This window comes from Micromonospora sp. NPDC047670, from assembly GCF_043204915.1.
In the GTDB taxonomy this organism is placed as follows: Bacteria; Actinomycetota; Actinomycetes; order Mycobacteriales; family Micromonosporaceae; genus Micromonospora.
The window spans coordinates 19,441-42,335 of the sequence record NZ_JBIDDA010000017.1 but is presented as its reverse complement, the minus strand read 5'-3'; the positions used below and the strand labels follow the sequence as shown (position 1 = coordinate 42,335).

Below are 22,895 nucleotides of genomic sequence, written 5' to 3'. Positions count from 1 at the left end.
ACTTCGACGAGCGGCTGTTTCCCTTCGCCTGGTAGAACCCTCTCGTGGACGCAACGAAGCTCCGGCGGGCCATCGCCCGCACTCCGCTCGCCCCCGTCGCCGCCTTCCCCAAGCGCCTGGCCCGGGTCGCCCGCCACGACGCCAAGGTGCTGCGCACCTCGGCCCGGTGGCTGGTCACCTCCCGGGAGCACCACAACTACACGTACGACCTGACCAAGCTGAGCCGGCACCACCTGGCCTGGTTCGTCAGCGTGGTCTGCGACGTCCCCGTCAAGCAGGTCCGCGCGTACTTCGCCGAGATCGAGTCCGACGACGTGCTGCGCCGGCACATCGAGTCCGCCACCGCCGGCGCGGCCCGCCGCGGCCTCGCCGACAAGCAGGTCCGCTACGCCCGCCGGATCGGCTGGTACGCGATCGTCCGCGCCACCCGACCCGGGCACGTCGTGGAGACCGGCGTGGACAAGGGGCTCGGCAGCTGCGTCCTGGCCGCCGCGCTGCTGCGCAACGCCGCCGACGGACACCCGGGGCGGGTCACCTCCCTCGACATCAACCCCGAGGCCGGCTACCTCGCCCGGAGCGCGCCCTGGTCCGAGGTGGTCGACCTGGTGATCGGCGACTCCATCGCCTCCATCGCCGCGCTGGACCGGCCGGTCGACCTCTTCCTGCACGACAGCGACCACAGCCGGGCCCACGAGAAGCGCGAGTTCGAGGCCGTCGAGGGCAAGCTGGCGCCCGGTGCGGTCCTGCTCACCGACAACGTCACGGCCACCAACGTCCTCGCCGAGCACGCCGAGCGCACCGGCCGGCGGTTCCTCGCCTACCGGGAGACCCCGGCCAACCACTGGTACCCGGGGGACGGCATCGGGGTGGCCTGGTGACCGGGTGCGGCTGAGCGCGATCCACACGTACCCCGTCAAGGGCGGTCACCGGCTCGACCACGACGACGCGCGCGTGCTGCCCTGGGGGCTGGCGGGCGACCGGCGCTGGATGATCGTCGACGCCGCCGGCGTCGGCATCACCCAGCGGGAGGTGCCCGGGCTGGCCGGGCTCCGCGCGGTGGCCCGCGACGGCGCGTTGCTGCTGCGCGCCCGGGGCCGCCCGGACCTGGACGTGCCGGAGCCGGCGGCCGGCGAGCCGGTCCCGGTGCGCACCTTCCGCAACCGACCGCACCCCGTGCCGGCGCTCTCCGCCGGGCCGGCGGCGGACGCCTGGGTCGGCGCGTTCCTGGGCCGCGCGGCGCGCCTGGTCTGGCTCGCGCGGCCGAGCCGGCACATCCCCTCCGGCGACCGGAGGTATGACACCGGCGACCAGGTCAACTTCGCCGACGCCTACCCGCTGCTGCTGACCACTGCCGCCTCCCTCGACGCGCTCAACGGGTGGCTCGCCGAGGCCGGGGAGGAGCCGGTGCCGATGGCGCGGTTCCGGCCGAACCTGGTGGTGGACGGTCCGGCGGCCTGGGCCGAGGACTCCTGGGCCGGCCGCCCGCTGCGCCTCGGCGGGGTCCGCCTCCGGGCCGCCGGGCCCTGCGAGCGCTGCGTGGTCACCACGACGGACCAGGAGACGGGCGCGAGGGGGAAGCAACCGCTGCGTACCCTCGCCCGGCACCGCAACATCGGGCGCAAGCTCCTCTTCGGACTGCACCTGGTCCCCGAGGAGACCGGCGTCGTCCGGATCGGCGACGAGCTGGTCGTCGAGGGCTGACCGGGCGCGCCGGCCGGGGACACCGGTCACCCTCGGTCGCCCCGACGGCGGCCGCGTCGCCCGGCTCAGCGGGCGGCCGTGCCCGGGGTGGTGAGGTCGAGCCACATGAGGATCTCGTCGCGGTCGTCGCCGGGGGCGACCCGCAGCGCGCCGGGCAGCCGCCCGATCTCCCGGTAGCCGAGCCGCCGGTAGAAGCGGTCCAGCCCCAGCCCGTCCCGGAGGGTCACGTGCAGCGCCTCCCGGCCCAGCTCCCGACCGAGGCGCTCGGCCTCGCGCATCAACGCCAGGCCGTACCCGTGGCCCTGGGTGTCGGGGTGGACCATCACCCGCTTCAGCACGCACCAGTGCGCCTTCAGGTCGAACCGGTTGTCGCAGAAGATCAACGCGGCGACGAGGCGGACGCCCGCGTACCCGAGCAGGAGGCGGTCCGGGCCCTCGGCGATGCCGGCGAACGTCGGATCGGCGGTGCGCCGGACGTCGGCGGCGGTGACCGGCGGTACGAAGCCGACGGCCCCGCCCGCGTTGGTGACGTCGACCCAGAGCGCGACGATCTCTTCGCGCAGCTGCGGGGTCAGTTCGGGGTCGAGGACGAAGCGCAGGGTCACCCGGCAATCCTGGCCGTGCCGGGCCCGCGTCGTCCCGCGATCGTGACGCGCCCGACAGTGGTGCCGGCGGCGCGCGCCGGTCGAACCGAAGGTGCGGGAGGGGGGATTCGAACCCCCACGTCCTTTCGGACAATAGGACCTAAACCTACCGCGGCTGCCATTACGCCACTCCCGCCGACCCGCTGAGTCTAGAGCGTCGGGCGGTGACGGTGCCGGCCCCGCCTCCACCGCCGGCCGCGCGGCGGGTCGGGCTCAGTCCAGGCCGAGGTCGCGGCGCAGCTTGGCCACGTGGCCGGTCGCCTTGACGTTGTAGAGCGCGCGCTCGACCTTCCCGTCGGCGTCGATCACGAAGGTCGAGCGGATCACGCCGGTCACCGTCCGGCCGTACGACTGCTTCTCGCCGTACGCGCCGTAGGCGGTCAGCACCGACCTGTCGGTGTCGGCCACCAGCGGGAAGGTGATGGCGTCGCGTTCGCGGAACTTCGCCAGCTTCTCCGGCTTGTCCGGCGAGATGCCGACGACCTCGTAGCCGGCCGCCTGGAGCGAGGCGAGCGAGTCGCGGAAGTCGCAGGCCTGCTTGGTGCAGCCGGGCGTCATGGCCGCCGGGTAGGCGTACAGCACGACCTTGCGGCCGCGCAGGTCGGCCAGCGAGAGCGTCTCGCCGGTGTCGGTGGGGAGGCTGAAGTCGGGCGCGGGGTCACCGGGGGAGAGGCGGTCGGGCGCGGTCATGGCACGACCCTACCGCCGGCCCGTGCCCGCCGGCCCCGGGCGACGCGCCGGGCCGGGCCAGGCGTCCGCGCTCGCGTCGGCCGGCGTCCGCGCGGCGGGTGGTGATCGATGCCATGCGCTGTTGCCAGATATTGGCAACAGTGATGTACGGGAAATAGGCTGACCCGGCGGGCGCGGACGGACCGCCGACGCGTGGGAGGTCGCGTGGAAACCCTGGCGATGCACATCTCGAACGGGATCATCGACGGTCCCGTCGCCGCGGTCTTCGCGGCCGTCGCGTTGGCCGCGATGACCTTCTGCGTCCTGCGCGGCCGGCGCGACCTGGACGACCGGTTGGCCCCGATGGCGGGCCTCGTCGCGGCCTTCATCTTCGCCGTGCAGATGCTCAACTTCCCGATCCTCACCGCCGGCGTCAGCGGTCACCTGCTCGGCGGCGCGCTCGCCGCCATGCTGGTCGGCCCGTGGGTCGGCGCGCTCTGCGTGGCCGTGGTGCTGGTCGTGCAGGCGCTGGTCTTCGGGGACGGCGGCGTCGCGATGCTCGGCCTCAACATCACCAACATGGCGGTGCTCGGCACCGCCGCGGCGTACCTGCTGATCGCGCTGCTGCTGCGGGTGCTGCCGCGCACCCCGGCCGGTCTCGGCGTGACCGCCTTCGTCTCCGCCCTGGTCAGCGTGGTGGTCGCGGCGATGGGCTTCGTGTTCCAGTACTGGCTGGGCGGCACGACCGACCTGGGCGGCAACCTGGGCGGCCTGGCCGGCACGATGGCCCTCGTGCACCTGCTGATCGGCCTCGGCGAGGGCCTGATCACTGCGACCACGGTGGTCACCGTCGCCAAGGTCCGGCCTGATCTCGTCTACGCGCTGCGCGGGCTGCGCCCGGCGTCCGCGCCGGCCGTCCCGGCCGTCGGAGGTGTGCGGTGAGGAGGCGTTCCTGGGGGTTCCTCGTCGGCGGCCTGCTGGTCGCACTGCTGCTCGCCGGGGTGGTGAGCAACTTCGCCTCGTCGCACCCCGACGGGCTGGACTCGTCGCTGCGCGAGGGCTGCACGTTCGACGCCGACGACAACATCACCGGCGGCAGCTGCCCGGCCCAGCGGGAGAAGGAGCACGAGATCGGCGGCCCGTTGGCCGACTACGGCGTCGCCGGCGTCGACAACGACTTCCTCTCCACCGGCCTGTCCGGCGTCCTCGGCGTGCTGCTCACCTTCGCCGTGGCCGGCGGCGTGTTCTGGCTGGTCCGCCGCCGCGGCCCGCAGGACGGCGACGCGGCCGGCCCGGAGCGCGCCCCGGCCGGCGCGGCGGACCGGGAGTAGCGGGGGATGGGCGCCGGGCACGCACACGTGCTGTACCGGGAGGCCGCCTCGCCGGTGCACCGGCTCCCGCCCGAGGTCAAGATCGCGGCGATGGTGGTCTTCACCCTCGCCGTGGTGGCCACCCCGCGCGAGGCGTTCTGGGCCTTCGGCGGGTACGCCGTGCTGGTCGCGGGGGTCGCCGCGCTGGCCCGGGTCGGTCCGGGCTGGCTGCTCAGCCGGTCGTTGATCGAGCTGCCGTTCGTGCTCTTCGCCGTCGCCCTGCCGTTCCTCGGCGCCGGCGAGCGGGTCGAGGTGCTGGGCCTGAGCCTGTCGTCCGACGGTCTGCTCGGGGCGTGGAACATCGTGGCGAAGGGCACCCTCGGCGTACTCGCGTCGCTCCTGCTGGCCGCGACCACGACGACCCGCGACCTGATCGTCGGCCTGGACCGGCTGCGCTGCCCGCAGATCCTCACCCAGATCGCCACGTTCATGCTGCGCTACCTCGACGTGCTGGTCGGCGAGGCCCGCCGGATGCGGGTGGCCCGGGTCTCCCGGGGCGACGACCCGCGCTTCCTGTGGCAGTTGCGCGGCTTCGCCGCCGGCGTCGGCGCGCTCTTCCTGCGCGCGTTCGAACGCGGCGAGCGGGTCTACCTGGCGATGCTGTCGCGCGGCTACGCCGGCCGGATGCCGGCGGTGTGGCAGGGCGCGGGCGCGGCGACGGCCGGGCAGTGGCTGGCCGCGGCCATCGTGCCGGTCCTGGCGGCCACCATCGCCGCCGCCGCCGTCGTGCTGACATGATCGGAGATGTGCAGAACGCTGTCTCCCTGGACGTCCGTGGCGTCCGGTACGCCTACCCGGACGGGCACGTCGCCCTGCACGGGGTGGACCTGACCGTGCCGCGCGGCGAACGGGTGGCGCTGCTCGGGCCGAACGGCGCCGGGAAGACCACGCTGGTGCTGCACCTCAACGGCATCCTCACCCCGACCGCGGGGAGCGTGACCGTCGGCGGCCTGACCGTCAGCCAGGACCGGGCCACGCTCGCCGAGGTGCGCCGCCGGGTGGGCATCGTCTTCCAGGACCCGGACGACCAGCTCTTCCTGCCCACGGTCGCCGAGGACGTGGCGTTCGGGCCGGCCAACCTGGGGCTGCGCGGGGCGGAACTGGCCGCCCGGGTGGACGAGGCGCTCGCGGCGGTCGGGATGGGCGAGCACCGGGACCGGGCCCCGCACCATCTCTCCTTCGGCCAGCGCCGTCGGGTGGCGGTGGCCACCGTGCTCGCCATGCACCCGGAGATCCTGGTCCTCGACGAGCCGTCGTCCAACCTCGACCCGGCGGCCCGCCGCGAGCTGGCCGAGATCCTGCGCGGGCTGCCCGTGACGCTGTTGATGGTCACCCACGACCTGCCGTACGCCCTGGAGCTCTGCGACCGCTCGGTGATCCTGGACGCCGGCCGGATCGTCGCCGACGGCGCGACGCCGGACATCCTCGCCGACGCGGACCTCCTGTCCCGTCACCGCCTGGAACTCCCCCACGGCTTCACCCCCACCCCCCACCCCTCCCGCTGACCCACCCCGCCGCGCCTTCCCCGCCGCACCCCGCGCCCGCACCCCGCCCCCGCCCTCGCCCTCCCTGCTCCCGTGATCTTGCAGTTACTGCCCCGACAAAAGCCGCGTATCCACGCACACCAAGGGCTGAAAGTGCAAGATCGCGGGCGCGGTTGTGGGGGTGGGGGTGGGAGGGGGGTGGGAGTCGGTGGGGCGGGTCAGGGGTGGGCGGGGGAGTCGGGGGTCGGGGCGGGGGTGGGGGTCGGGTGGCGGGAGGTGGCGTGCAGGCGGAGAGCACCGGCGGCGGTGGCGCCGGCGCCGGCGATGAGGACGGCGGCGACCAGGATCCGGGCGGCCGTTCCCGACCAGGGGACCGGGGCGACACCGCGCGCGAAGACGGCGGCGTTGGCCACCCCGGCGAAGAGCGCCAGGCAGGCCCCGGCCAGCGCCAGCGCGAAGTCGGCGGCCGGCCGGCGGGCCAGCGCGAAGACCCCGGCGGCGATCGCGCCGAGCCCGGTCAGCAGCGCCCAGACCTGCCCGCCGAGCAGGCCGGTCAGCAGCCCGCCCGGCCCCCGCGCGCCGGCGTCGAGCTCCCGGCCCACGGTGAACGTCACCGCCGCCAGCCCGCCGAGCACCAGCAGCCCGCCGAGCCCGGCCAGCGCCCGCCCGCCCGGGACGGACCCGGCCGGCAGCAGCCCGAGCGCGCCCACCGCGAGCAGCCCGAGCGTGGTGACCACCCACCAGGCGTACGCGTCCGGCGGTGGCACCCAGTCGAGCGTGCCGCGGATCTCCATCGGCTCGGCGCCGGCGCGCAGCGGCACCACCCAGTCCCGCACCCGGTGCTCCCGGTCCGGGGCGGCCCGAACCTGCGGCGGCGGCCCCGACTCGCGCCAGAGCGCCCGCTGGTCGTGCCAGCGCGCCGTGGACGAGTCGTCGACCCGCCGCCACTGCGGCGCGGCCGCCGGGTCCACCTCGGCCGGCAGCCGGGTGTCCCCGGCGATGGTCCGGTTCAGGTACGTCGCGGGGGAGCGGACGTTCTCGTACACCCCGTCGGGGCCGACCCGCAGGTACGGCTCCCCGGAGTAGCCGAGCACCTCGACGTCGCGGTCGTCGGTGTTGGTCAGTTCCAGCCGGGCGCCCGCCTCCACCGCCCGTACGCTCAGCCCCGGCCGGGCCGGGGTGACCTCCGTCACCTCGGTGCGGTAGTCGGTGCCGTCGGGGGCGTCCGCCCCGTGCGCGGCCGCCGGCCCGGCGAGCGCGAGCGTCGCGGTCAGCGCGGCGGTGAGCACCAGGCCGGCGCGGGCCAGCAGGTCACGGATCACTGGCCGGCCGCCGCCACCGCCGCCTTGATCCCCTCCGGGCTGCGGTCGGCGACCTCCTCGCCGTCGACCAGGATGGTCGGCGTGCCGGTGATGCCGGCCTTGCTGGCCTCCTCGGTCACGTGCTCGGTCCACGGCTTGAAGGTGCCCTCCCGCAGGCAGGAGGCGAACCCGTCCCGGTCGATGCCGGCGCCCGCCGCGATGTCGACCAGCTCGTCGTCGCTCAGCCCGGCGCCGCCCTCCGGCGGCTGCCGCTCGAACAGCGCCTTGGCGTACTCCCGGTACCGGCCGCTCTCGGCGGCACAGCCGGAGGCCGCCGAGGACCGGGTCGAGTACCCGGTGGTGGAGAAGCGGTTGAGGTAGGCCACCGGGTGGTAGACGACCCGCACCTTGCCCTCGCTGATGAGCTGGTCGATGGTCGGACCACTGACCTGCTCGAACTGCTTGCAGGCCGGGCAGAGGAAGTCCTCGTAGACGTCCACGGTGACCGGGCCCGAGCCGGCGACGACGCCGGTGCCGGCCTCGTTCGAGCCGGTCGGCGGGGTGAAGTCGTCGGAGCGCTGGCTGGAGTAGACGCTCCAGCCGATGAGGCCGGCGATCACCAGGACGGCGACGGCCGCCACGGAGACCCAGAGCGTCCGCTTGCGCCGCTGCTCGCGGGCGAGCTGTTCGCGGACCACCCGCGCGGCGCCCTTCTGCCCCTTGCGACTACTCATTCTCGTCCTCCACGGGTGCGTCCCCCGTCAGCCAGCCGTCCACCGAGACGGGCGTGCGGGGCCAGATCAGCAGGAAGCCGGCCAGCGCCAGGAATCCCAGGTCCCGGAGGATCTCCGGGAGGTAGCTCGGGGCCTGTCCCTCGGCGAGCTGGCCGCCGCTGCCGAAGCAGCCGCAGTCGATCGCCAGGCCCCGGCCCCAGGCCGAGGCGATGCCCGCGATGAAGACCACCAGCAGCGCCGCGGAGACCCCGGCGCCCAGTCGGGTGGCCAGTCCGAGGAGCAGGAGTACGCCCAGCGCCAGCTCCACGAAGGGCAGCGCCGCGCCGACCACCGTGGCGACGTCGTACGGCATGACCTGGTACGCGTTGACGGCGCGCCCGGAGGCGGCCAGGTCACCGACCTTGCTGCCGCCGGCGACCAGCCACACGGCGGCCAGGCCAAGCCGGGCGGCGACGCCGAGCCAGGGACGGACGGCGGGCCAGCGGGCGGCCCGGATGCCTGGTGTGGTCACGCTCATTGGTCGTCGCATCCGCCGCGGAAGTTCCCGGCCACGGTCCGACTCATCCGGCGAGGGCGTCGCCGACCGCCTCGACGAGGTCGTTGCGGGCCCGGGCCACCCGGGAGCGGATGGTGCCCACCGGCACTCCCTCCACGGCGGCGGCCTCGGCGTACGACAGGCCGAGCAGTTGGGTGAGCACGAACGCGCCACGTCGCTCGGCGGGGAGCCGACGGACCAGGTCGGCGGCGCCGAGCTGGCCGGCGGGGTCGGGGTGCGACCGGGCGGTCCACGCGTCGGCCGCGAGCCGCTCGTCGAGCCGGCGGCGGCGCACGACGGTGCGCAGGTGGTCGGCGCAGGCCCGCCGGGCGATGCCGAGCAGCCACGTCCGGGCGCTGGAACGCCCTTCGAAGGCCGGCAGCGCCCGGAACGCCCGCAGGTAGGTCTCCTGCGTCAGGTCGTCGGCGCTGTCCGGGTCGACCAGCGCGGCGGCGAAGCGCCACACCTCGGCCTGCGTGAGCCGGACGAAGGCGGCCTGGGCGCCGGGATCCCCGTCGCGGGCGGCCAGCGCCCACCCGGTCGCCGACTCGCGCGCGGCGGGGCCCGCGGCGTCGGTCGGGCCGACGGCGGAGCTCTCGCGCGGGGCGGGGATCACGACAGTCCAGGTTACGCGGCCCGACGGGGCCGGGCAGGGTCCTTCGGCCCTTCCATGGCCTGCGCCACGCCGGGAACTTTTCCGGCACGCCGGACGACTACCCGCTCATGACATGCGACGACGTACGCACGGCGCTGTCGGCGCGGCTGGACGGCGAGGACCCGCAGGCGGCGCCGGAGGCGCTGGACGCGCACACGGAGCGCTGCCCCGGCTGCCGCGCCTGGCTGTCCCGCGCCGAGCAGGTGACCCGGCTGGCGCGGGTGCGGGCGGTGGCGGTGCCCGACCTGACGGCCTCGGTGCTGGCGGCGGTGGCCGCCGACCCGGTCGCGGCCCGGGGCGCGCCGGCGGCGGCCCGGCGGGCCCGCCGCCAGGTGCTGCGGGTGGCCGTCGCGGTCGCCGCCGTCGCCCAGTTGTCGATCGCACTGCCGGTGCTGCTGGCCGGGCTGGGCGTGACCGTCGATCCGCACACCAGCCGCGAGATGGCCTCCTTCGACGTGGCCCTGGCGGTCGGCTTCGCGCTGGCCGCGTGGCGGCCGGAGCGGGCTCGCGCGTTCGTGCCGGTGGCGCTGGTGCTGGCGGTCTGTCTGGCCGGTACCAGCGCGGTCGACATCGCCAACTCGACCACCGCCCTGGTGCACGAGGTCGGCCACCTGGCCGCCGTGGTGCAGGCGGGGCTGTTGTGGGCGCTGGGACGGGTCAGCGACGAGCCGGACCGCCGGGTGTCGACCGCACTGCGGGCCCGGCATGGCTGACCGCGCGTCGGACGGGCGGCGGTGCGCCCCGGTCGTGTCCCGCGTCGCGCCGGGCGGGCGTCTTCCGATCGCGCCTCGGGTCGCGCCGGGCGGGCATCTCCCGGTCGTGTCCCGCGTCGCGCCGGGCGGGCGGCTCCGGGGCGCCTCGGCCGCCCCCGGCCCGGCCGGGCCCGGCATCGACGGAGTCGCGCGCGAGGGGTCGGGTCCGAGAGCATGGCCGGCATGAGTGTCGCCAACCGTCGCTGGTTCGCCCGGCTGACCGTCGCCGCCGGCCTGCTGGTCACCGTCGTCGCCCTGCTGATCGCCCCCGCCGGTCCCGCCAGCGCCCACGCGGTGCTGGTGAGCAGCAGCCCGGTCGCCTCGGCCGTCGTGCCGAGCGGGCCCACCGAGGTGGTGTTGACCTTCAGCGAGTCGGTCCGGAAGGTGCCGGGCAAGATCCGGGTCATCGCGCCCGACGGCTCCCGCGCGGACCGGGGCGAGCCGACCTTCTCCGGCGGCGTGGTCACGGTCCCCGTCGACTCGGCCGGCGGGCGCGGCACCTACCTGGTCAGCTACCGGGTGATCTCCGCCGACAGCCACCCGGTCTCCGGCGCGTTCACCTACTCCGTCGGCGCGCCCTCGACGCCCCCCGTGGACACCGGGGAGGACGACAGCCGGGCCGACCCGGTCGTCGGCAACGCGGTCAAGGCCGCCAAGTACGTCGGCTATGCCGGCCTGCTGCTGCTCGTCGGCCCGGCGATGGTCCTCGCCGCGCTGTGGCCCCGGCGGCTGCCCCGGCGGGGCCCGGCGCGACTGGCCTGGGCGGGGCTCGGGCTGGTGGCGCTCTCCACCGTGGCGAACCTGCTGCTCCAGGTCCCCTACACCGCCGGCGGAGGCGTGTTCGACGTCACCGGCGAAGGGCTGGGCGCGGTGTTGGGCAGCACCTTCGGCGCCGCGCACCTGGTCCGGCTGGGCCTGCTGGCGGCGGCGGCGTTCCTGCTGCGGCCGCTGCTGGCCGGGCCGGTCGGCCGCGCCGACCTGGTGATCCTGGGCATCCTCGGGGTGGCGGCCCTGTTGACCTGGCCGTTGGCCGGGCACCCGGCGGCCTCGCCCGCCCCGGCGGTCTCCGTTCTCGTCGACGCGGTCCACCTGGGCAGCATGGCGGTCTGGCTGGGCGGGCTGGTGATGCTCGCCGGCTTCCTGCTGCGCCGGGCCGACGATCGGGAACTGGACGCGATCCTGCCGATCTGGTCGCGCTGGGCGGCGCTGGCCGTCTCGGCGCTGCTGCTCGCCGGCACCGTCCAGGCGTTGATCGAGGTGGCCACGCCGAGCGCGCTGGTCGACACCACGTACGGGCGGTTGCTGCTCGGCAAGATCGGGCTGTTCGTGCTGGTGATCGCGGTGGCTGCGTACTCCCGGCAGTTGGTGCGCCGGCGTACGGCGGCGGGCCGGCCGACGTCGATGCGGCGGGCGGTCGCGGCGGAACTGGCGATCACGGCCGTGGTGCTCGGCCTGTCCGCCACCCTGGTGCAGACCACCCCGGCCCGCACCGCCGGTTCCGACGTGGCCGGCGGGTCCCCCGGCTACTTCTCGACGACGCTGTCCAGCACGAACTACTCGCTACAGGTCGAGCTGGACCCGGCCGAGCGGGGCAACAACACCGTGCACTTCTACGCGTACTCGAAGGACAACCGGCCGCAGCCGGTGGTGGAGTGGCGCGCCACGGTCGCCCTGCCGTCGGCCGGGATCGAACCGATCCAGGTCCCGCTGCTGCCGCTGACCGACAACCACGCCACCGGCGAGATCAACCTGCCGGCGGCGGGGGAGTGGCAGTTGCGCGTCACCGTCCGCACCTCCGACATCGACCAGTCCACGGTGACCGCCACCGTGCCGATCAGGTAACAGGAAGGCTCCCACGCAGATGATCCGTCACCGGCGTACCGCAACCGCTGCTGCCGCCCTGGCGCTCGGCGCCGTCGCCACCGCCGTCCTCGGCTTCGCGGCGCCCGCCTCGGCCCACGTCACGATCAATCCGAAGGAGGCGACCCAGGGCGGCTACGGCCGGTTCGCCTTCCGGGTGCCGAACGAGAGTGACACGGCCGCCACGACGAAGGTGGAGGTGGTGCTGCCGGAGAACGCGCCGGTGGGCTCGGTGTCGACCATGCCGGTGCCGGGCTGGACGGTGGCGGTGGAGAAGCGCAAGGTCGATCCGCCGGTCGAGGTGCACGGCAGCCAGCTCACGGAGGTCGTCGCCAAGCTGACCTGGACCGCGACCGGGGACGCGGCGGTCAAGCCCGGCCAGTTCCAGGAGTTCCCGGTGTCGATGGGGCCGCTGCCGCAGGTCGACACGATGGTCTTCAAGACGTTGCAGACGTACTCCGACGGCAACGTGCAGCGCTGGATCGAGGAGCCGACCCCCGGCGGCGAGGAGCCGGAGAGCCCGGCCCCGGTGCTCACCCTCACCGCGGCCTCGCCGTCGGCCGCTCCCACCGGCGGCGCCCCGGCGCAGGCGGACGACGACGATGACGACGCCGAGGGCGACGGCCTGGCCACCGGCCTCGGCCTCGCCGGCCTGGTCGCCGGGGCGGGGGGCCTGCTGCTCGGCGGGCTCGCGTTCGCGCGGACCCGGCGGGAGCCCACGCCGAAGGCGTGACCCGTCGCCTCGTCCACCGGCCCGTCGGCGTACCCGGCGGGCCGGTTGCTTTCCCGGCCCGTGCCGTGGATATCCGCTGATCAGCCCTCCCTCGTCGGTAAGGTCGGCCGGGTATCCGGCTACGGAGGGGGACGAGGCGAATGCGGTTCGTGCGGGTGCTCGGCGGGGTGCTGCTGCTGACCATCGGGATCCCGGCGCTGCTCGCCGGCGGGGCGCTCGGGATGGTCACCCGGCACGCCGACTCCGCGGGCGCGTTCAGCGCCCGGTTCGAGACGGTGCACACCCCCGGGCACGCGGTGGTCGTCCCGGACCTCGACCGGCTGCTGCGCGCGGAGGCACCGTTCACCAGGGCCGGGCAGGCCCGGCTCCGGCTGGAGGCCCGCACGGCCGACGGTCCCGCCTTCGTCGGGCTGGCTCCCGCCGACGAGGTGCGGCGCTGGCTCGACCCGGTGCCGCACGCCGAGGTCCACCGGGTGGCCCTGGCCCGGGGGCCGCTGCCGGTCCGGCTGGGGCCCGCCGCGCCGTCCGCCGCGACCGCGCCGGCCGGCACGCCGATCGGCCAGCCCTTCTGGGTACGCGAGGGGATCGGCGCGCTGGAGTGGTCCCCGCAGGAGCTGGCCGACCGGCGGCTGAGCCTGGTGGTGATGCGTCCCGACGGGCGCGCGGACCTGACCCTGGAGCTGCGCGCGGAACTGCGCGCCGGGTGGACCGCACCGGCGACGGCGGGCCTGCTGGCCGGCGGGGTGCTGGCAGTGGCGCTCGCCGTGCTGCTCCTGCTGCGCCCGGTCCGCCCGCGCGAGGTGGTCTTCGTGGTCGAACCGGACCAGGTGCCGGTGCTGGCCGGGCGGCTCGGCGTGACCTCGCTCAGCGGGCTGGGCGCCCAGCCGACCCGGGACAGCGACCGCTCCCCGGCCGTCGAGCGCCAGCTCGCCTCGGTCGGCGCCGGTCCCGGCGGGTCCCGGCCCGCGATCGGGCCGGTGCCCGCGCGCCGACCGGCGACGCTCGCCGACCTCGCCGGCGACCCGGCGGTCCGGCCGCCCGAGGTGACCCTCAGCCTCGCCTGGCCGCCGGCCGCCGCCGAGGAGACTGCCCAGCCGGTCCCGACCGGGGGTCAGCTCCGTCCCGCCGCCCCGCACGCCGGCCCGGAGCCCCCGAACGCCCCACGCTGACCTGCGCCGGGGACCCGGACGCGCACCACGCCCACCGAGCCGGGGGATCCGCACGCGCACCACGCCGACCGCCGTGGAGGGAGGCAGGACGGCGAGCGGCCCTCCGCGCTGCCGACGCGGAGGGCCGCCTTCACCGGGGGGATCGGTGCTACCCGAGAGACGTCTGAGGTAGTTGCGACCAGATTAGCGGTGAAGAGGGCTACTCGGGAAGACTGTCCATTTGGTGCGACTTCCCGGCCCTGCGCCCGACCGGCAGCGCCACCAGCAGCACCAGGCTCAGCAGCACGTACGTGTTGCGCACCAGGAACTCGCCCGGCGAGTCGGTGCGCACCGGGGCGATCCCCCAGTCGTAGAACGTCACCACGCCGTACACGATCAGGGCCGTCGTGCCGACGGCGAGCGCCGCCAGCGCCTTCCGGCGGCGGGCGCCCTCGGCGGGGTCGGCGCTCAGCGCCGCGTCCGCCAGCACCACCACGGCGGGGATGAACCAGTAGATGTGGTGGGTCCAGGTGATGGGGCTGACCAGCGCGCCGACCAGCCCGGTGAGGGCGAGGCCGGTGAGCGGGTCGCCCGCCCGGGCGGCCCGTGCCGCCCGCCACAGCCCGTACCCGGCGACGACCGCGACCACCAGCAGCCAGAGCAGCCGGTCCGGCTTCTCCGGCGCGGTGATGCGGCTGAGCAGCCCGAACAGCGACTGGTTGCCGGTGTAGTCCGTGCGGCCGACCCGGTCGGTCGCCCACAGCTCGTGCGTCCAGAACCGCCACGAGTCCCGGGGCGCGACCGCCGCGGCGAGCAGGGTCGCGGCGGCGGCAGTCGCGCTCGCCACGGCCGCCGCCCGCCACCGCCGGGTGGCCAGCAGATAGACGATGAAGATGCCCGGGAAGAGCTTGAGCGCCGTCGCCAGCCCCACGCCCACGCCGGCCCAGCGACCCGCCCGGGGTACGGCGAAGAGCAGGTCGGCCAGGATCAGCACGACCAGCAGCATGTTGATCTGACCGAAGGTGATCGTCTCGCGGGTGCTCTCCACCGCCAGCACGAGCAGGACCGCCACCGTGAGGGTGAACACACGGGGCAGGCCGTGCCGGGCGATCACCGGCGCCAGCAGCCAGCGGGTGGTGACCACCACCGCGAGCCCGGTCAGGACCGTGAAGATCGTCACGGTGACGCCCAGCGGCAGCAGCGCGAACGGCCGCAGCAGCAGCGCGCTGAACGGTGGGTACGTGAAGTAGAGCTCGCCCTGGACCCGGTCGGGCTGCACGTAGTCGTAGAGCGGGTTGCCGGCCGCCCACCAGTCCATCGCCCGCATGTAGATCTTCAGGTCGAAGAAGTCGTGCACCAGGCCGGGCAGGTAGAGCACCGGCAGCACGGCGGCCAGCGCCAGCACGGCGACGAGCCGACGGACCGTACGGCCGCCGGGGTCGTCGTCGGTGACGGCGGGCGGTGCGGCGGGTTCGGCTGGCACGGGGAAACCCTAGCGGTCGGGCTGCGGCACGGTGCGCGGGCGCGCGGCCGGGGGAGCTGCGCGTAGGCTGGGCCGGTGGCTGATCTTCTCGTCTGGATCGACTGTGAGATGACCGGGTTGGACCTCGGCAGGGACAAGCTGATCGAGGTCGCCGCGCTCGTCACCGATCCCGATCTCAACGTGCTCGGGGAGGGCGTCGACGTGGTGATCCACGCCGACGAGGAGGCGCTGGAGGCGATGCCGGAGATCGTCCGGACGATGCACGGCAAGTCTGGGCTGACCGAGGAGGTACGGCGCTCGACGGTGACCCTGGCCGAGGCCGAGGACATGGTCCTCGACTACGTCGCCAGCCACGTCAAGGACCCGCGCACCGCGCCGCTCTGTGGCAACTCGATCGCCACCGACCGCGGCTTCATCACCAGGGACATGCCGCGCCTCGACGCGCACCTGCACTACCGGATGATCGACGTCTCCTCGATCAAGGAGCTGTGCCGCCGCTGGTACCCGCGGGTGTACTTCGGGCAGCCGCAGAAGGGGCTCGCGCACCGGGCCCTGGCCGACATCCGGGAGAGCATCCGAGAGCTGGAGTACTACCGGCGGACGGTCTTCGTGCCGCTGCCCGGCCCCGACGTGGAGACCGCCAAGGCGATCGCCGCCCAGCTCTGAGTCGTCCCGGAGAACCCGCTGGACGCGGCGGGTCGGGGTAGGGCTATTATTGGTCCGCACCCCGCCCGGGGCGATCGACCGGGCGAGGAAGGCGTGGTGGCTGTAGCTCAGTTGGCAGAGCACCGGGTTGTGGTCCCGGTTGTCGTGGGTTCAATTCCCATCAGTCACCCGGTTGACGAAGGCCCCCTCCTCGCGGAGGGGGCCTTCGGCGTATCCGGGGCTCAGGCCGTCGGCGTGGGCTCGGGCTCGTCGCTCGCGTCCGGGGTCGCCTCGGCCGGCGGCTCGTACGGCAGGGCGCTGCCCTTGACGTACTCGTCCCAGCTCATGTTCCAGTCGGTCCAGCCGTTGCCGTTCTGGAGCTTGCGCTCGGTGCCCTTGACGGTGATCGGGTCGCCGACCCGGGTGTTGGCGAACAGCCACGCGCCGTTGACCATCGAGACGTTCACGCAGCCGTGGGAGACGTTCACGCTGCCCTGCTGCCCCTCCGACCAGGGCGCGGCGTGGATGAACTCGCCGCCCCAGGTCAGCCGCTGGGCATAGTCGATCTTGGTGCGGTAGCCCTCCTCGGGGCCCAGCTCCTCGAAGGTGTCGAAGACCGTCTTGCGCAGCTTCTCGATCACCACCATCGTGCCGCTGGAGGACGGTGTGCTCTTCTTGCCGAGGCTGACCGGGATGGTCTTGATCACCGAACCGTTCTTCGTGACGGTCATCCGCTTGGTCTTGTTGTCCACGGTCATGATCACCGCAGGGCCGACCTTGATGTCGACGGTGAGGTCCGCCCGGCCGTACCAGCCGTCGCCCAGCGGCAGGCCGCCCGCCTGGACGCGGTAGGAGACCTTGCTGTCGGCCTGCCAGAACTCCTTGGGGCGGTAGCGGATCTCCGTGGGGCTGACCCAGTGCCAGATGCCCTCCTGGGCCGGCGTGGAGGTGACCGTCATCCGGCTCTGGACGTCGTCGCGGTAGTCCTCCGGGATGGCCCGGCTGAACTTGACGATCAGCGGCATGCCGACGCCGACCACCTGGTCGTCGCCGAGGAAGCTGCTGATCCGGACCTGCTTGCCCGGCTTGGCCATGGTGGTGAAGGTGCTGGTCGCCGTGGCGGGCCGCCCGTCGTCACCGGTCGCGGTCACGGTGGCGGTGTAGGTCTCGCCGTACTCCAGCGCGCCGGTGGGGAGCCAGCTCGCGCCGTCGGCGGCGAGCTTGCCCTCGACGGCCTCGCCGGACGAGTCCTTGAGCTCGACGGTGGTCTGCTGGGCGTCCTTCGTGGTGAAGGTGATGCCGGTAGAGGCGGGCACGTCCTTCGCGTCGGCCTTGGGCTCGACGATGGTGGCCGCGGCCTTCGGCGCGGCGGGTTGGCCGCCGCCGTTCTGCCAGCCGGACGGCTTGTCCCCGCCGCCGTCGGTGCAGGCGGCGGTCAGGGCGAGTGTCGCGGCGAGCAACGCCGCCGCGAACCCGCGGCGTCGCCCACCCCGCCGGTCGTCCCCGCGCCGGATCAGCTGGTCCTGGACAGCTCGCATGATTCCCTCACAGTCGTGGTCCCCGATTGCCCATCGTCCCTCACTGACGCACCCGGACTGGTACCCGTTCCTGAAGGTGAACCGAAACACGCCGGGCAACCTGTCCGGATGTCGATAAAATCTTCGGCTTCGCGAGGTGGATTCGTCTTCACCGGGCGGCCGGCGCGGAGGGCGCGGGGGGTGTCACCGTGGGCCCGGCGGATGCGGAGCCGGGGCTTCCTCGCCACCTCCGGCGATCGACCCGGTGTGGTCGGGCCGGAAAGGCCGGCGACCGGCCCGCGGGAGCGGACCGGTCGCCGGTGTGGTCGGGTCGGGGTGGCTGTCAGAACGCCGGCCCCGCGCCGCCCTCGGGCACCGGCAGGGCGCTGCCCTTGACGAACTCCGACCAGCTCAGGCTCCACGCCGTCCAGCCGTTGCCGGGCGCCAACCTGCGCTCGGTGCCCTTGATGGTGATCGGGTCGCCGACCTTCGTCTTCTCGAACAGCCACCTGGCGTTCGTCGTGGAGACGTTGACGCAGCCGTGCGAGACGTTCTGCCGGCCCTGCACGTGCTCCGACCAGGGCGCGGCGTGGATGTACTCGCCGCCCCAGGTGAGCCGCTGGGCGAAGTCGATCTCGGTGACGTAGCGGTTCGCCGGATCCGGGTCGTCCCGGGTGTCGAAGACGGTGGACTCCTTCTTCTCCATCACCACCATCGTGCCGCTGGAGGAGGGCGTCTTCTTCTTGCCGAGGCTCACCGGCAGGGTGCGGACGACCTGGCCGTCCTCGTACACCGTCATCTTCTTGGTGGCGTTGTCGACCTTCATCTCGAACGCCCGGCCGATCTTCGCGGTGGCCGTCCGGTCGACGTTGCCGTACCGGCCGTTGCTCAGCGGGATGCCGGCCAGCGCGATCCGGACGGTGAGCGTGGTGCCGGGCTTCCAGTACTCCGGCGCGCGGTAGTAGGCCTGGGTGCCGTTGTCGACCCAGTGCCAGGCGCCCGGCTGCGGCGGGTCGGTGTGCACGAACATGCGCTTCTGCACCGCGGCCCGGTCCTTCTTCGGGATGCCCGGGTGGAACTCGGTGACCACCGGCATCGCCACGCCGTAGGTCTTGTCGTCGAAGAGGTACAGCCCCGAGCTGATCAACGACTTGGGCTTCGCCATCGTCGTGAAGGTGCTGGTGCCCTGACTCGTCGCGCCGTCGGCCCCGGTGGCGGTGACGGTGGCCGTGTAGCGGCTGCCGTACTTCAGCGGCTTCGACGGCACCCAGGAGGAGCCGTCGGCGCGCAGCCGCCCCTCGACCTGCTTGCCGTCCGCCGCGGTCAGGGTGACGCTCGACACCTTGCCGCCGTCGGGCAGCTTCGCGCTGATCTCGGAGCTGACCGGCCTGTTCTTCGCCCCGTCGGCCGGGTTCAGCGCCAGCGGCGGACCGCTCGGCGCCACCGGGCTGGCGGGCTCGGCCGCCGCGCTCGTCGTGACGGCGGTGGTGCCGCCGACGAACTCCGCCTTCTTCTGCTCCTCGCCGCAGGCTGTCAGTGCCAGCGACGCCATCAGACCGAGGGCGCCCACCATCGCCCCGGCCCGCGCGAACATACCCATCCCCACCTCTGTTCTCGCGTACCTGGCGCACATGGTGCCGCATCGGCCCCGCTCCGCAGACCCCTGTTGCCGTACGCCCGGTGGTTTTGCCCTGGATGCCCGTTAAGCTCGACCGAAGGGGGGAGCCGGGGATCGGATTGGAAACCGGCTCGGAGGGCGTGCTAGTGTTCTCCCCGTTGCCAGCGAGCGCCGCTAGCTCAACTGGCAGAGCAGCGGACTCTTAATCCGCGGGTTCGGGGTTCGAGTCCCTGGCGGCGCACCAGCAGTAACACCCACAGGGCCGGTCGTTAAGACCGGCCCTGTGGCCTTTTTGGTGACCCCTACGCCAGGCATCGAACAGATAACCGAGCTTGTCCGTGGTCGACCGCTGGGGTCGCCGGGTCACCTCGACGCAGATCAGCTTCGTGATGGTCGGGGAACTGTGCCCCAGCACGTCCTGGATCTTCTCGATCGGCACGCCCCGTTCGTAGAGCATCGTCGCGCACGAGTGACGTAGATCATGGAAGCGCACCCGACGTAGCCCGGCCGTGTCGAGGAGCCGGACGAAGCGCCGGTTGAGGCTGCGCGGTTCGATCGGTGTACCGATCGTGGTGGTAAGACCAGGCTGTGCTCCTTCCAGTCCTTGCCACAGGTGCGCCGCTCCGCCTTCTGGCTCGACCTTCGTGAAGACCTCGGGGTTCCACCCCGGACCCCGGCCCGCAGGGATCCGCCAGCATGTTGGGTCGCGCGTGTGACTAGTCGCGCGTGAGTCCCGGCGGAAGGGCGTCTTCGTCGGTCTCCACCCGGCGAGCGTTGACCAGCGGATTGCCGTGCAGGGCGGTGATCAGTGCGGCGGTCCCGCCGATGTCGGTCCATACGTCGTCCCAGAGGGCGGAGACGAGCCAGGAGTGATCTGCAGGGAAGAACAGGTCGGGTAACGATCCCATGCCGGCGCGCATGTGGCCGATCCGCCAGGTGAGGGCTTGTTCGGGTCCGGCTTCGACCAGCACATAGGGCCAGCTCCAGTAGAGGGACACCTTCGGAGCGAGGGGGAAGACGATGTCGTGGGCGCCCGTGTCGAGATAGCCCAGCCACCAGGGCTGGTCAGGGGTGTTCTGGGTGAGTACGTCGATCACCGCGCGTTCATGGGCTTGGACACTCACACCGTCGGGCGGGTAGAAGGTGGCGTAGGCGTCGAACACCGGCGGTATCGCTGTGGTGATCGAGAAGCCTTCCGTGGTTTTGCCAGCGATCCAGGCGACGTCGCCGGCCGTACCGATCCGCCAGCTTCGCCCGTCCTTGGTGACCTCCATGGAACCCATCATGATGGGACCGACCTCGGTCGTGCGGCGTCTCGCGTCCTCGGGCGCGAGGCCCGGTTCCGGTTCGGTAGACATGCCTGCTCCCTGCTCGGCCACCCGCCGGGCGCGCCGTGGTCGGTATTCACGAAGCCGGGTCCGTAGGCCGCCACCTCGACTACGCGCACATAGGTCGACGGAGCAGCCCGGCGTGCCATCAGCGTGCCATTGGGCGAGGACGACAGGGACCAGCCGAGGCCACGAGAGACCGCCATGACCAGGCCGCCAAGCCGGTGGCCCGGTTCCAGCCGCGACCTGGCCCGTCCGTGGGGCTTCCCCATCGCCGAGACATCGGCTCTGGCCCCTCCCGGGGCGTGGCGTCCAACGGATCGCGCGGGAAGATCCATGCCGTGGATGTCCCCGAGCTGCTTCGTCGAGCTGCCTGTCACGTGCCCGCGGTCGCGACGGATGAGGCCGGCGCGACGGTGGCCGACGCCAACGAGTACCTCGACCACGACGAGTGGGAGGTCGCGCTGGACATCCTCGTGGAACTGGGCGACGCGTACCGCACCGAAACCGCTTACTGGGATCTGCTCGCGGAGGCGGCCAGGCTGATGTGGCTCTCCCAGACCGAGCGGTGGTGCCACTGGCGCCGCTTCGAGGTCGTTCACGGGATGGTGCGCGCGGACCTTCAGCTCGTGGATCCGGACGTCGCCGGTGGCAGGCGGACTCCCATTCCCGGCGACGGGCGCCTCCGTCCGTTGTGGGACATCGGCGATGTGACGGCGGCGGGCGAGCCGGACCTGTACGTCGCGCGGCTGTGGGTCGAGGCACAGCCGGATCTGCGGCCCGGCGGGAGAGCAGTTGTTCGCCTGGCTCCGCTGAGTCCGCAACGGTGGCGACGTCTGGCGGCCGGCGACGTGATCACCATGCACGAACAGAGGCCGGTGGCCGGGACCGCAACCGTCGTCGAGTCGGTGCTCCCCATTGCGACGAGTGCAAGGCGTGACAGAGGGTGACGTGGGCGGGCTGGGCTGTCTCGGTGTTGACCTGATCGCAGGCGGGTGGCGGCGCCCCGGAGGCTACCGGGTTCGACGTCGACCGTGCCCTATAGAGAGTTCTTTTATCGTGGGTTTCGGCTGGTGCGGACGCGGTGTAGGACGAGGATGGCCTGGACGATCTTAATGGCGCGTCGGGGGCAGCAGTGGAGTTTGGCCAGGATTTTCCAGCCCTTGAGGGTAGCGACGGCGCGGATTTTGGTGTGGTGACGGTTGACGGTCTTCCGCCGGCGGGACAGTCCGGGTGCCTGGTGACCGTCCGGGGTGCCGGCTACTGGCACGTGGTTGGCACGAATCCGTATGGTGGCCGTCGATCACCCCCATGAGTGGAGGAAGGTGCTGAGGCAACATGTCTGAGCTGGCACTGCCGATACGTACCGAGCGACTGCTTCTTCGGCAGTACCGGCTGAATGATGTGGATGCCTTGCTTGCCTACTACGGGGACCCGCTCGTTGCTCGCTACGTTCCGTGGGAACCGTGGTCGCGTGAGCACGCGGCTGAGCAGGTGGCCAAACGCATTCATGGCTTGGGTGTTACCGGGATGGACTCCGTGCTGGCGCTGGTGGTTGAGCACAAGGGCGAGGTCGTCGGCGATGTTGTTCTGTGGCCGGCCGACGAAACGCTGTCTCGAGGTGAGATGGGCTGGATCTTCCATCCGTCCGTGTCGGGACGCGGGTTTGCCACAGAGGCAGTTCGAGCCCTTGTCGGCGTGGCCTTCGAGCACTGCGGCATGCACCGAGTCATTGCTCGACTCGATGCACGGAACGAGGCATCGGCGCGACTGTGCCAACGTGTGGGCATGGTCAAGGAAGCACACCTGCGCCAGGACTACTGGATCAAAGGCGAGTGGGCTGACACTCTGATTTACGGACTGCTCGCGGAGCGGTGGCACGGCTAGTGCTGTGTCCACTAACGTTCACCGGGTTTCGGTGAAGCGAGTTCTCTTCATCGTGGGTTTTGGTATGCCTTGTCAGCGAAGGTCATCACGTTGGCGCTGGCCAGGGCGTCGATCAGGCCGTGCGTGCGGGCGGCGGTCAGGTCATGCACGGCACCGGGCAGGGCGGGCGAGGCCAGACGAGGCGTCCTTTGCAGTCCGCGATGATCTGCACGTTGACTCCGCGGCGTTTGTGTTTCCCGGAGTAGTACGGCTTCTGGTCGGCGACCCGGTCAGTGGGGATGAGGGCGACGTCGAGGATCGCGTACGCGAGCCGGGCGACGCGCCGGACGGCTGCGTTCAGGTCCTCGGCGTGCTCGGCGAGCAGGTCGATGGCTTCCCGGACGTACCGCCAGGCGGTTGTGACGCTGACCGCGAAGCCGCAGGCCAGACGGGTGATGGTGCCCCCGTTACGCAGATGGGCCAGGGCGAGTAGGGCCTGCCGGCCGGCGTCGAGGCGCCGCCACCGGCCTCGGCGTCGGGCGCGTTCGGCGCAGATGAGGTCGGCGAGGTGGTTCAGGGTGCGGCTGGACAGCGCGATCGCGGACGGGTAAGACAGCATGGCGAGGCTTCCGGTTGGGGCATCGGCTCTTGGTCGACTGCTGTCTTACCGGGGGCCTCGTCCTATGTCGACACATGACCTCCCGCCCCCACCGTGGCCAGGGCCATCACGATGAAACGACCTCAGAGATCGTCCACGTCAGGCCGGTGCAGATGATCCTGGCCATTCGTGGCGACGGGCTGCCCAGCACGTTGTCTAGCGAGCGATCGACAGCGTCCCGGGCAAGAGGCCAA

General features: G+C 73.0%; 24 protein-coding genes, 3 tRNA genes and 2 pseudogenes. 15 read left to right on the top strand and 14 right to left on the bottom strand.

The window, feature by feature from the left end; genetic code table 11:
• Positions 1-44 precede the first annotated feature (44 nt).
• Positions 45-878: a class I SAM-dependent methyltransferase gene (locus ACGF7U_RS27975; RefSeq protein WP_393111643.1), complete on the top strand. Its 834-nt coding sequence runs from the start codon at positions 45-47 to the stop codon at positions 876-878.
• Positions 879-882: 4 nt separating this feature from the next.
• A complete protein-coding gene (locus ACGF7U_RS27970) occupies positions 883-1,701 on the top strand; it encodes an MOSC domain-containing protein (protein ID WP_393111641.1) in 819 nt (272 codons plus the stop codon).
• Positions 1,702-1,766: 65 nt separating this feature from the next.
• Here ACGF7U_RS27970 and ACGF7U_RS27965 read toward each other — a convergent pair whose 3' ends face one another.
• From ACGF7U_RS27965 to bcp, 3 genes are all read right to left on the bottom strand, one after another.
• A complete protein-coding gene (locus ACGF7U_RS27965) occupies positions 1,767-2,306 on the bottom strand; it encodes a GNAT family N-acetyltransferase (protein ID WP_393111639.1) in 540 nt (179 codons plus the stop codon).
• 92 nt (positions 2,307-2,398) lie between these two features.
• Positions 2,399-2,481: transfer RNA gene (locus ACGF7U_RS27960), tRNA-Leu, on the bottom strand.
• 77 nt (positions 2,482-2,558) lie between these two features.
• The gene (bcp, locus tag ACGF7U_RS27955) at positions 2,559-3,035 is read right to left on the bottom strand and encodes a thioredoxin-dependent thiol peroxidase (RefSeq protein WP_393111637.1); all 477 of its coding nucleotides are present in this window, start codon (positions 3,033-3,035) and stop codon (positions 2,559-2,561) included.
• Between the two features lie 204 nt (positions 3,036-3,239).
• Between bcp and ACGF7U_RS27950 the strand changes: the two genes are divergently transcribed.
• The 4 genes from ACGF7U_RS27950 to ACGF7U_RS27935 are packed head-to-tail and all read left to right on the top strand — an operon-like array spanning position 3,240 to position 5,889.
• Entirely contained in the window at positions 3,240-3,956 is a 717-nt protein-coding gene (locus tag ACGF7U_RS27950) for an energy-coupling factor ABC transporter permease (RefSeq protein WP_393111635.1), read from the top strand.
• On the top strand, positions 3,953-4,345 hold the full coding sequence (locus ACGF7U_RS27945; RefSeq protein ID WP_393111633.1) for a PDGLE domain-containing protein: 393 nt from the start codon (positions 3,953-3,955) through the stop codon (positions 4,343-4,345). Before ACGF7U_RS27950 ends, ACGF7U_RS27945 begins: the two co-directional genes overlap by 4 nt.
• Before the next feature lie 6 nt (positions 4,346-4,351).
• Positions 4,352-5,122: a cobalt ECF transporter T component CbiQ gene (gene cbiQ / locus ACGF7U_RS27940; RefSeq protein ID WP_393111631.1), complete on the top strand. Its 771-nt coding sequence runs from the start codon at positions 4,352-4,354 to the stop codon at positions 5,120-5,122.
• Positions 5,119-5,889, top strand: a complete 771-nt coding sequence (locus ACGF7U_RS27935; RefSeq protein WP_393111629.1) for an energy-coupling factor ABC transporter ATP-binding protein — start codon at positions 5,119-5,121, stop codon at positions 5,887-5,889. The genes cbiQ and ACGF7U_RS27935 overlap by 4 nt, the downstream gene beginning before the upstream one ends.
• 197 nt (positions 5,890-6,086) lie before the next feature.
• Here ACGF7U_RS27935 and ACGF7U_RS27930 read toward each other — a convergent pair whose 3' ends face one another.
• From ACGF7U_RS27930 to ACGF7U_RS27915, 4 genes are read right to left on the bottom strand one after another with little or no spacing between them, the layout of a single operon-like run.
• Positions 6,087-7,190 (bottom strand): hypothetical protein, encoded by a 1,104-nt coding sequence (locus tag ACGF7U_RS27930; protein WP_393111626.1) that lies wholly within the window; start codon positions 7,188-7,190, stop codon positions 6,087-6,089.
• On the bottom strand, positions 7,187-7,903 hold the full coding sequence (locus tag ACGF7U_RS27925; protein WP_393111624.1) for a DsbA family protein: 717 nt from the start codon (positions 7,901-7,903) through the stop codon (positions 7,187-7,189). The genes ACGF7U_RS27930 and ACGF7U_RS27925 overlap by 4 nt, the downstream gene beginning before the upstream one ends.
• Positions 7,896-8,420 (bottom strand): MauE/DoxX family redox-associated membrane protein, encoded by a 525-nt coding sequence (locus tag ACGF7U_RS27920; protein ID WP_393111622.1) that lies wholly within the window; start codon positions 8,418-8,420, stop codon positions 7,896-7,898. The genes ACGF7U_RS27925 and ACGF7U_RS27920 overlap by 8 nt, the downstream gene beginning before the upstream one ends.
• Positions 8,421-8,463: 43 nt before the next feature.
• Positions 8,464-9,054 (bottom strand): sigma-70 family RNA polymerase sigma factor, encoded by a 591-nt coding sequence (locus ACGF7U_RS27915; RefSeq protein WP_393111620.1) that lies wholly within the window; start codon positions 9,052-9,054, stop codon positions 8,464-8,466.
• Between the two features lie 107 nt (positions 9,055-9,161).
• Here ACGF7U_RS27915 and ACGF7U_RS27910 point away from each other — a divergent pair, with 107 nt between their 5' ends.
• The 4 genes from ACGF7U_RS27910 to ACGF7U_RS27895 all read left to right on the top strand — a co-directional run bounded on the left by ACGF7U_RS27910 (position 9,162) and on the right by ACGF7U_RS27895 (position 13,607).
• Positions 9,162-9,806 carry a zf-HC2 domain-containing protein gene (locus tag ACGF7U_RS27910; protein ID WP_393111618.1) on the top strand — a complete coding sequence of 215 codons (645 nt, stop codon included), beginning with the start codon at positions 9,162-9,164 and terminating at the stop codon, positions 9,804-9,806.
• 213 nt (positions 9,807-10,019) lie between these two features.
• Complete coding sequence (locus ACGF7U_RS27905) at positions 10,020-11,687, top strand: copper resistance CopC/CopD family protein (protein WP_393111616.1); 1,668 nt, start codon at positions 10,020-10,022, stop codon at positions 11,685-11,687.
• A 19-nt stretch (positions 11,688-11,706) separates the two neighbouring features.
• Entirely contained in the window at positions 11,707-12,438 is a 732-nt protein-coding gene (locus ACGF7U_RS27900; RefSeq protein ID WP_393111614.1) for a YcnI family protein, read from the top strand.
• Positions 12,439-12,578: 140 nt separating this feature from the next.
• Complete coding sequence (locus ACGF7U_RS27895) at positions 12,579-13,607, top strand: hypothetical protein (RefSeq protein ID WP_393111612.1); 1,029 nt, start codon at positions 12,579-12,581, stop codon at positions 13,605-13,607.
• Positions 13,608-13,806: 199 nt separating this feature from the next.
• On the opposite strand, the gene ACGF7U_RS27890 is transcribed toward ACGF7U_RS27895, so the two are convergent.
• Entirely contained in the window at positions 13,807-15,069 is a 1,263-nt protein-coding gene (locus ACGF7U_RS27890; protein ID WP_393111610.1) for a glycosyltransferase 87 family protein, read from the bottom strand.
• A gap of 75 nt (positions 15,070-15,144) precedes the next feature.
• On the opposite strand from ACGF7U_RS27890, the gene orn reads away from it, so the two are divergent.
• On the top strand, positions 15,145-15,735 hold the full coding sequence (orn, locus tag ACGF7U_RS27885) for an oligoribonuclease (RefSeq protein WP_393111608.1): 591 nt from the start codon (positions 15,145-15,147) through the stop codon (positions 15,733-15,735).
• 96 nt (positions 15,736-15,831) lie between these two features.
• Positions 15,832-15,904, top strand: a tRNA-His gene (locus ACGF7U_RS27880).
• Positions 15,905-15,956: 52 nt separating this feature from the next.
• Here the strand turns inward: ACGF7U_RS27880 and ACGF7U_RS27875 are convergent.
• Together ACGF7U_RS27875 and ACGF7U_RS27870 are read right to left on the bottom strand one after the other, a co-directional pair.
• Complete coding sequence (locus tag ACGF7U_RS27875) at positions 15,957-17,252, bottom strand: Ig-like domain-containing protein (RefSeq protein ID WP_393111606.1); 1,296 nt, start codon at positions 17,250-17,252, stop codon at positions 15,957-15,959.
• 322 nt (positions 17,253-17,574) lie between these two features.
• Complete coding sequence (locus ACGF7U_RS27870; protein WP_393111604.1) at positions 17,575-18,831, bottom strand: Ig-like domain-containing protein; 1,257 nt, start codon at positions 18,829-18,831, stop codon at positions 17,575-17,577.
• A gap of 186 nt (positions 18,832-19,017) precedes the next feature.
• Here ACGF7U_RS27870 and ACGF7U_RS27865 point away from each other — a divergent pair.
• Positions 19,018-19,093 (top strand) — tRNA-Lys (locus ACGF7U_RS27865).
• Here the strand turns inward: ACGF7U_RS27865 and ACGF7U_RS27860 are convergent.
• Together ACGF7U_RS27860 and ACGF7U_RS27855 are read right to left on the bottom strand one after the other, a co-directional pair.
• Entirely contained in the window at positions 19,052-19,405 is a 354-nt protein-coding gene (locus ACGF7U_RS27860) for a tyrosine-type recombinase/integrase (RefSeq protein ID WP_393111795.1), read from the bottom strand. The genes ACGF7U_RS27865 and ACGF7U_RS27860 overlap by 42 nt on opposite strands.
• A 160-nt stretch (positions 19,406-19,565) precedes the next feature.
• Positions 19,566-20,207, bottom strand: a complete 642-nt coding sequence (locus ACGF7U_RS27855) for a hypothetical protein (RefSeq protein ID WP_393111601.1) — start codon at positions 20,205-20,207, stop codon at positions 19,566-19,568.
• Between the two features lie 311 nt (positions 20,208-20,518).
• Here ACGF7U_RS27855 and ACGF7U_RS27850 point away from each other — a divergent pair, with 311 nt between their 5' ends.
• A complete protein-coding gene (locus ACGF7U_RS27850) occupies positions 20,519-21,127 on the top strand; it encodes a hypothetical protein (RefSeq protein ID WP_393111599.1) in 609 nt (202 codons plus the stop codon).
• 104 nt (positions 21,128-21,231) lie between these two features.
• On the opposite strand, the pseudogene ACGF7U_RS27845 reads toward ACGF7U_RS27850, so the two are convergent.
• A pseudogene (locus ACGF7U_RS27845) lies at positions 21,232-21,411 on the bottom strand (IS5/IS1182 family transposase); the annotation flags it as partial.
• A gap of 104 nt (positions 21,412-21,515) precedes the next feature.
• On the opposite strand from ACGF7U_RS27845, the gene ACGF7U_RS27840 reads away from it, so the two are divergent.
• Positions 21,516-22,064, top strand: a complete 549-nt coding sequence (locus ACGF7U_RS27840) for a GNAT family N-acetyltransferase (RefSeq protein WP_393111597.1) — start codon at positions 21,516-21,518, stop codon at positions 22,062-22,064.
• A 59-nt stretch (positions 22,065-22,123) separates the two neighbouring features.
• On the opposite strand, the pseudogene ACGF7U_RS27835 reads toward ACGF7U_RS27840, so the two are convergent.
• Positions 22,124-22,662, bottom strand: a pseudogene (locus tag ACGF7U_RS27835) (transposase family protein); the annotation flags it as partial.
• Between the last annotated feature and the right edge of the window lie 233 nt (positions 22,663-22,895).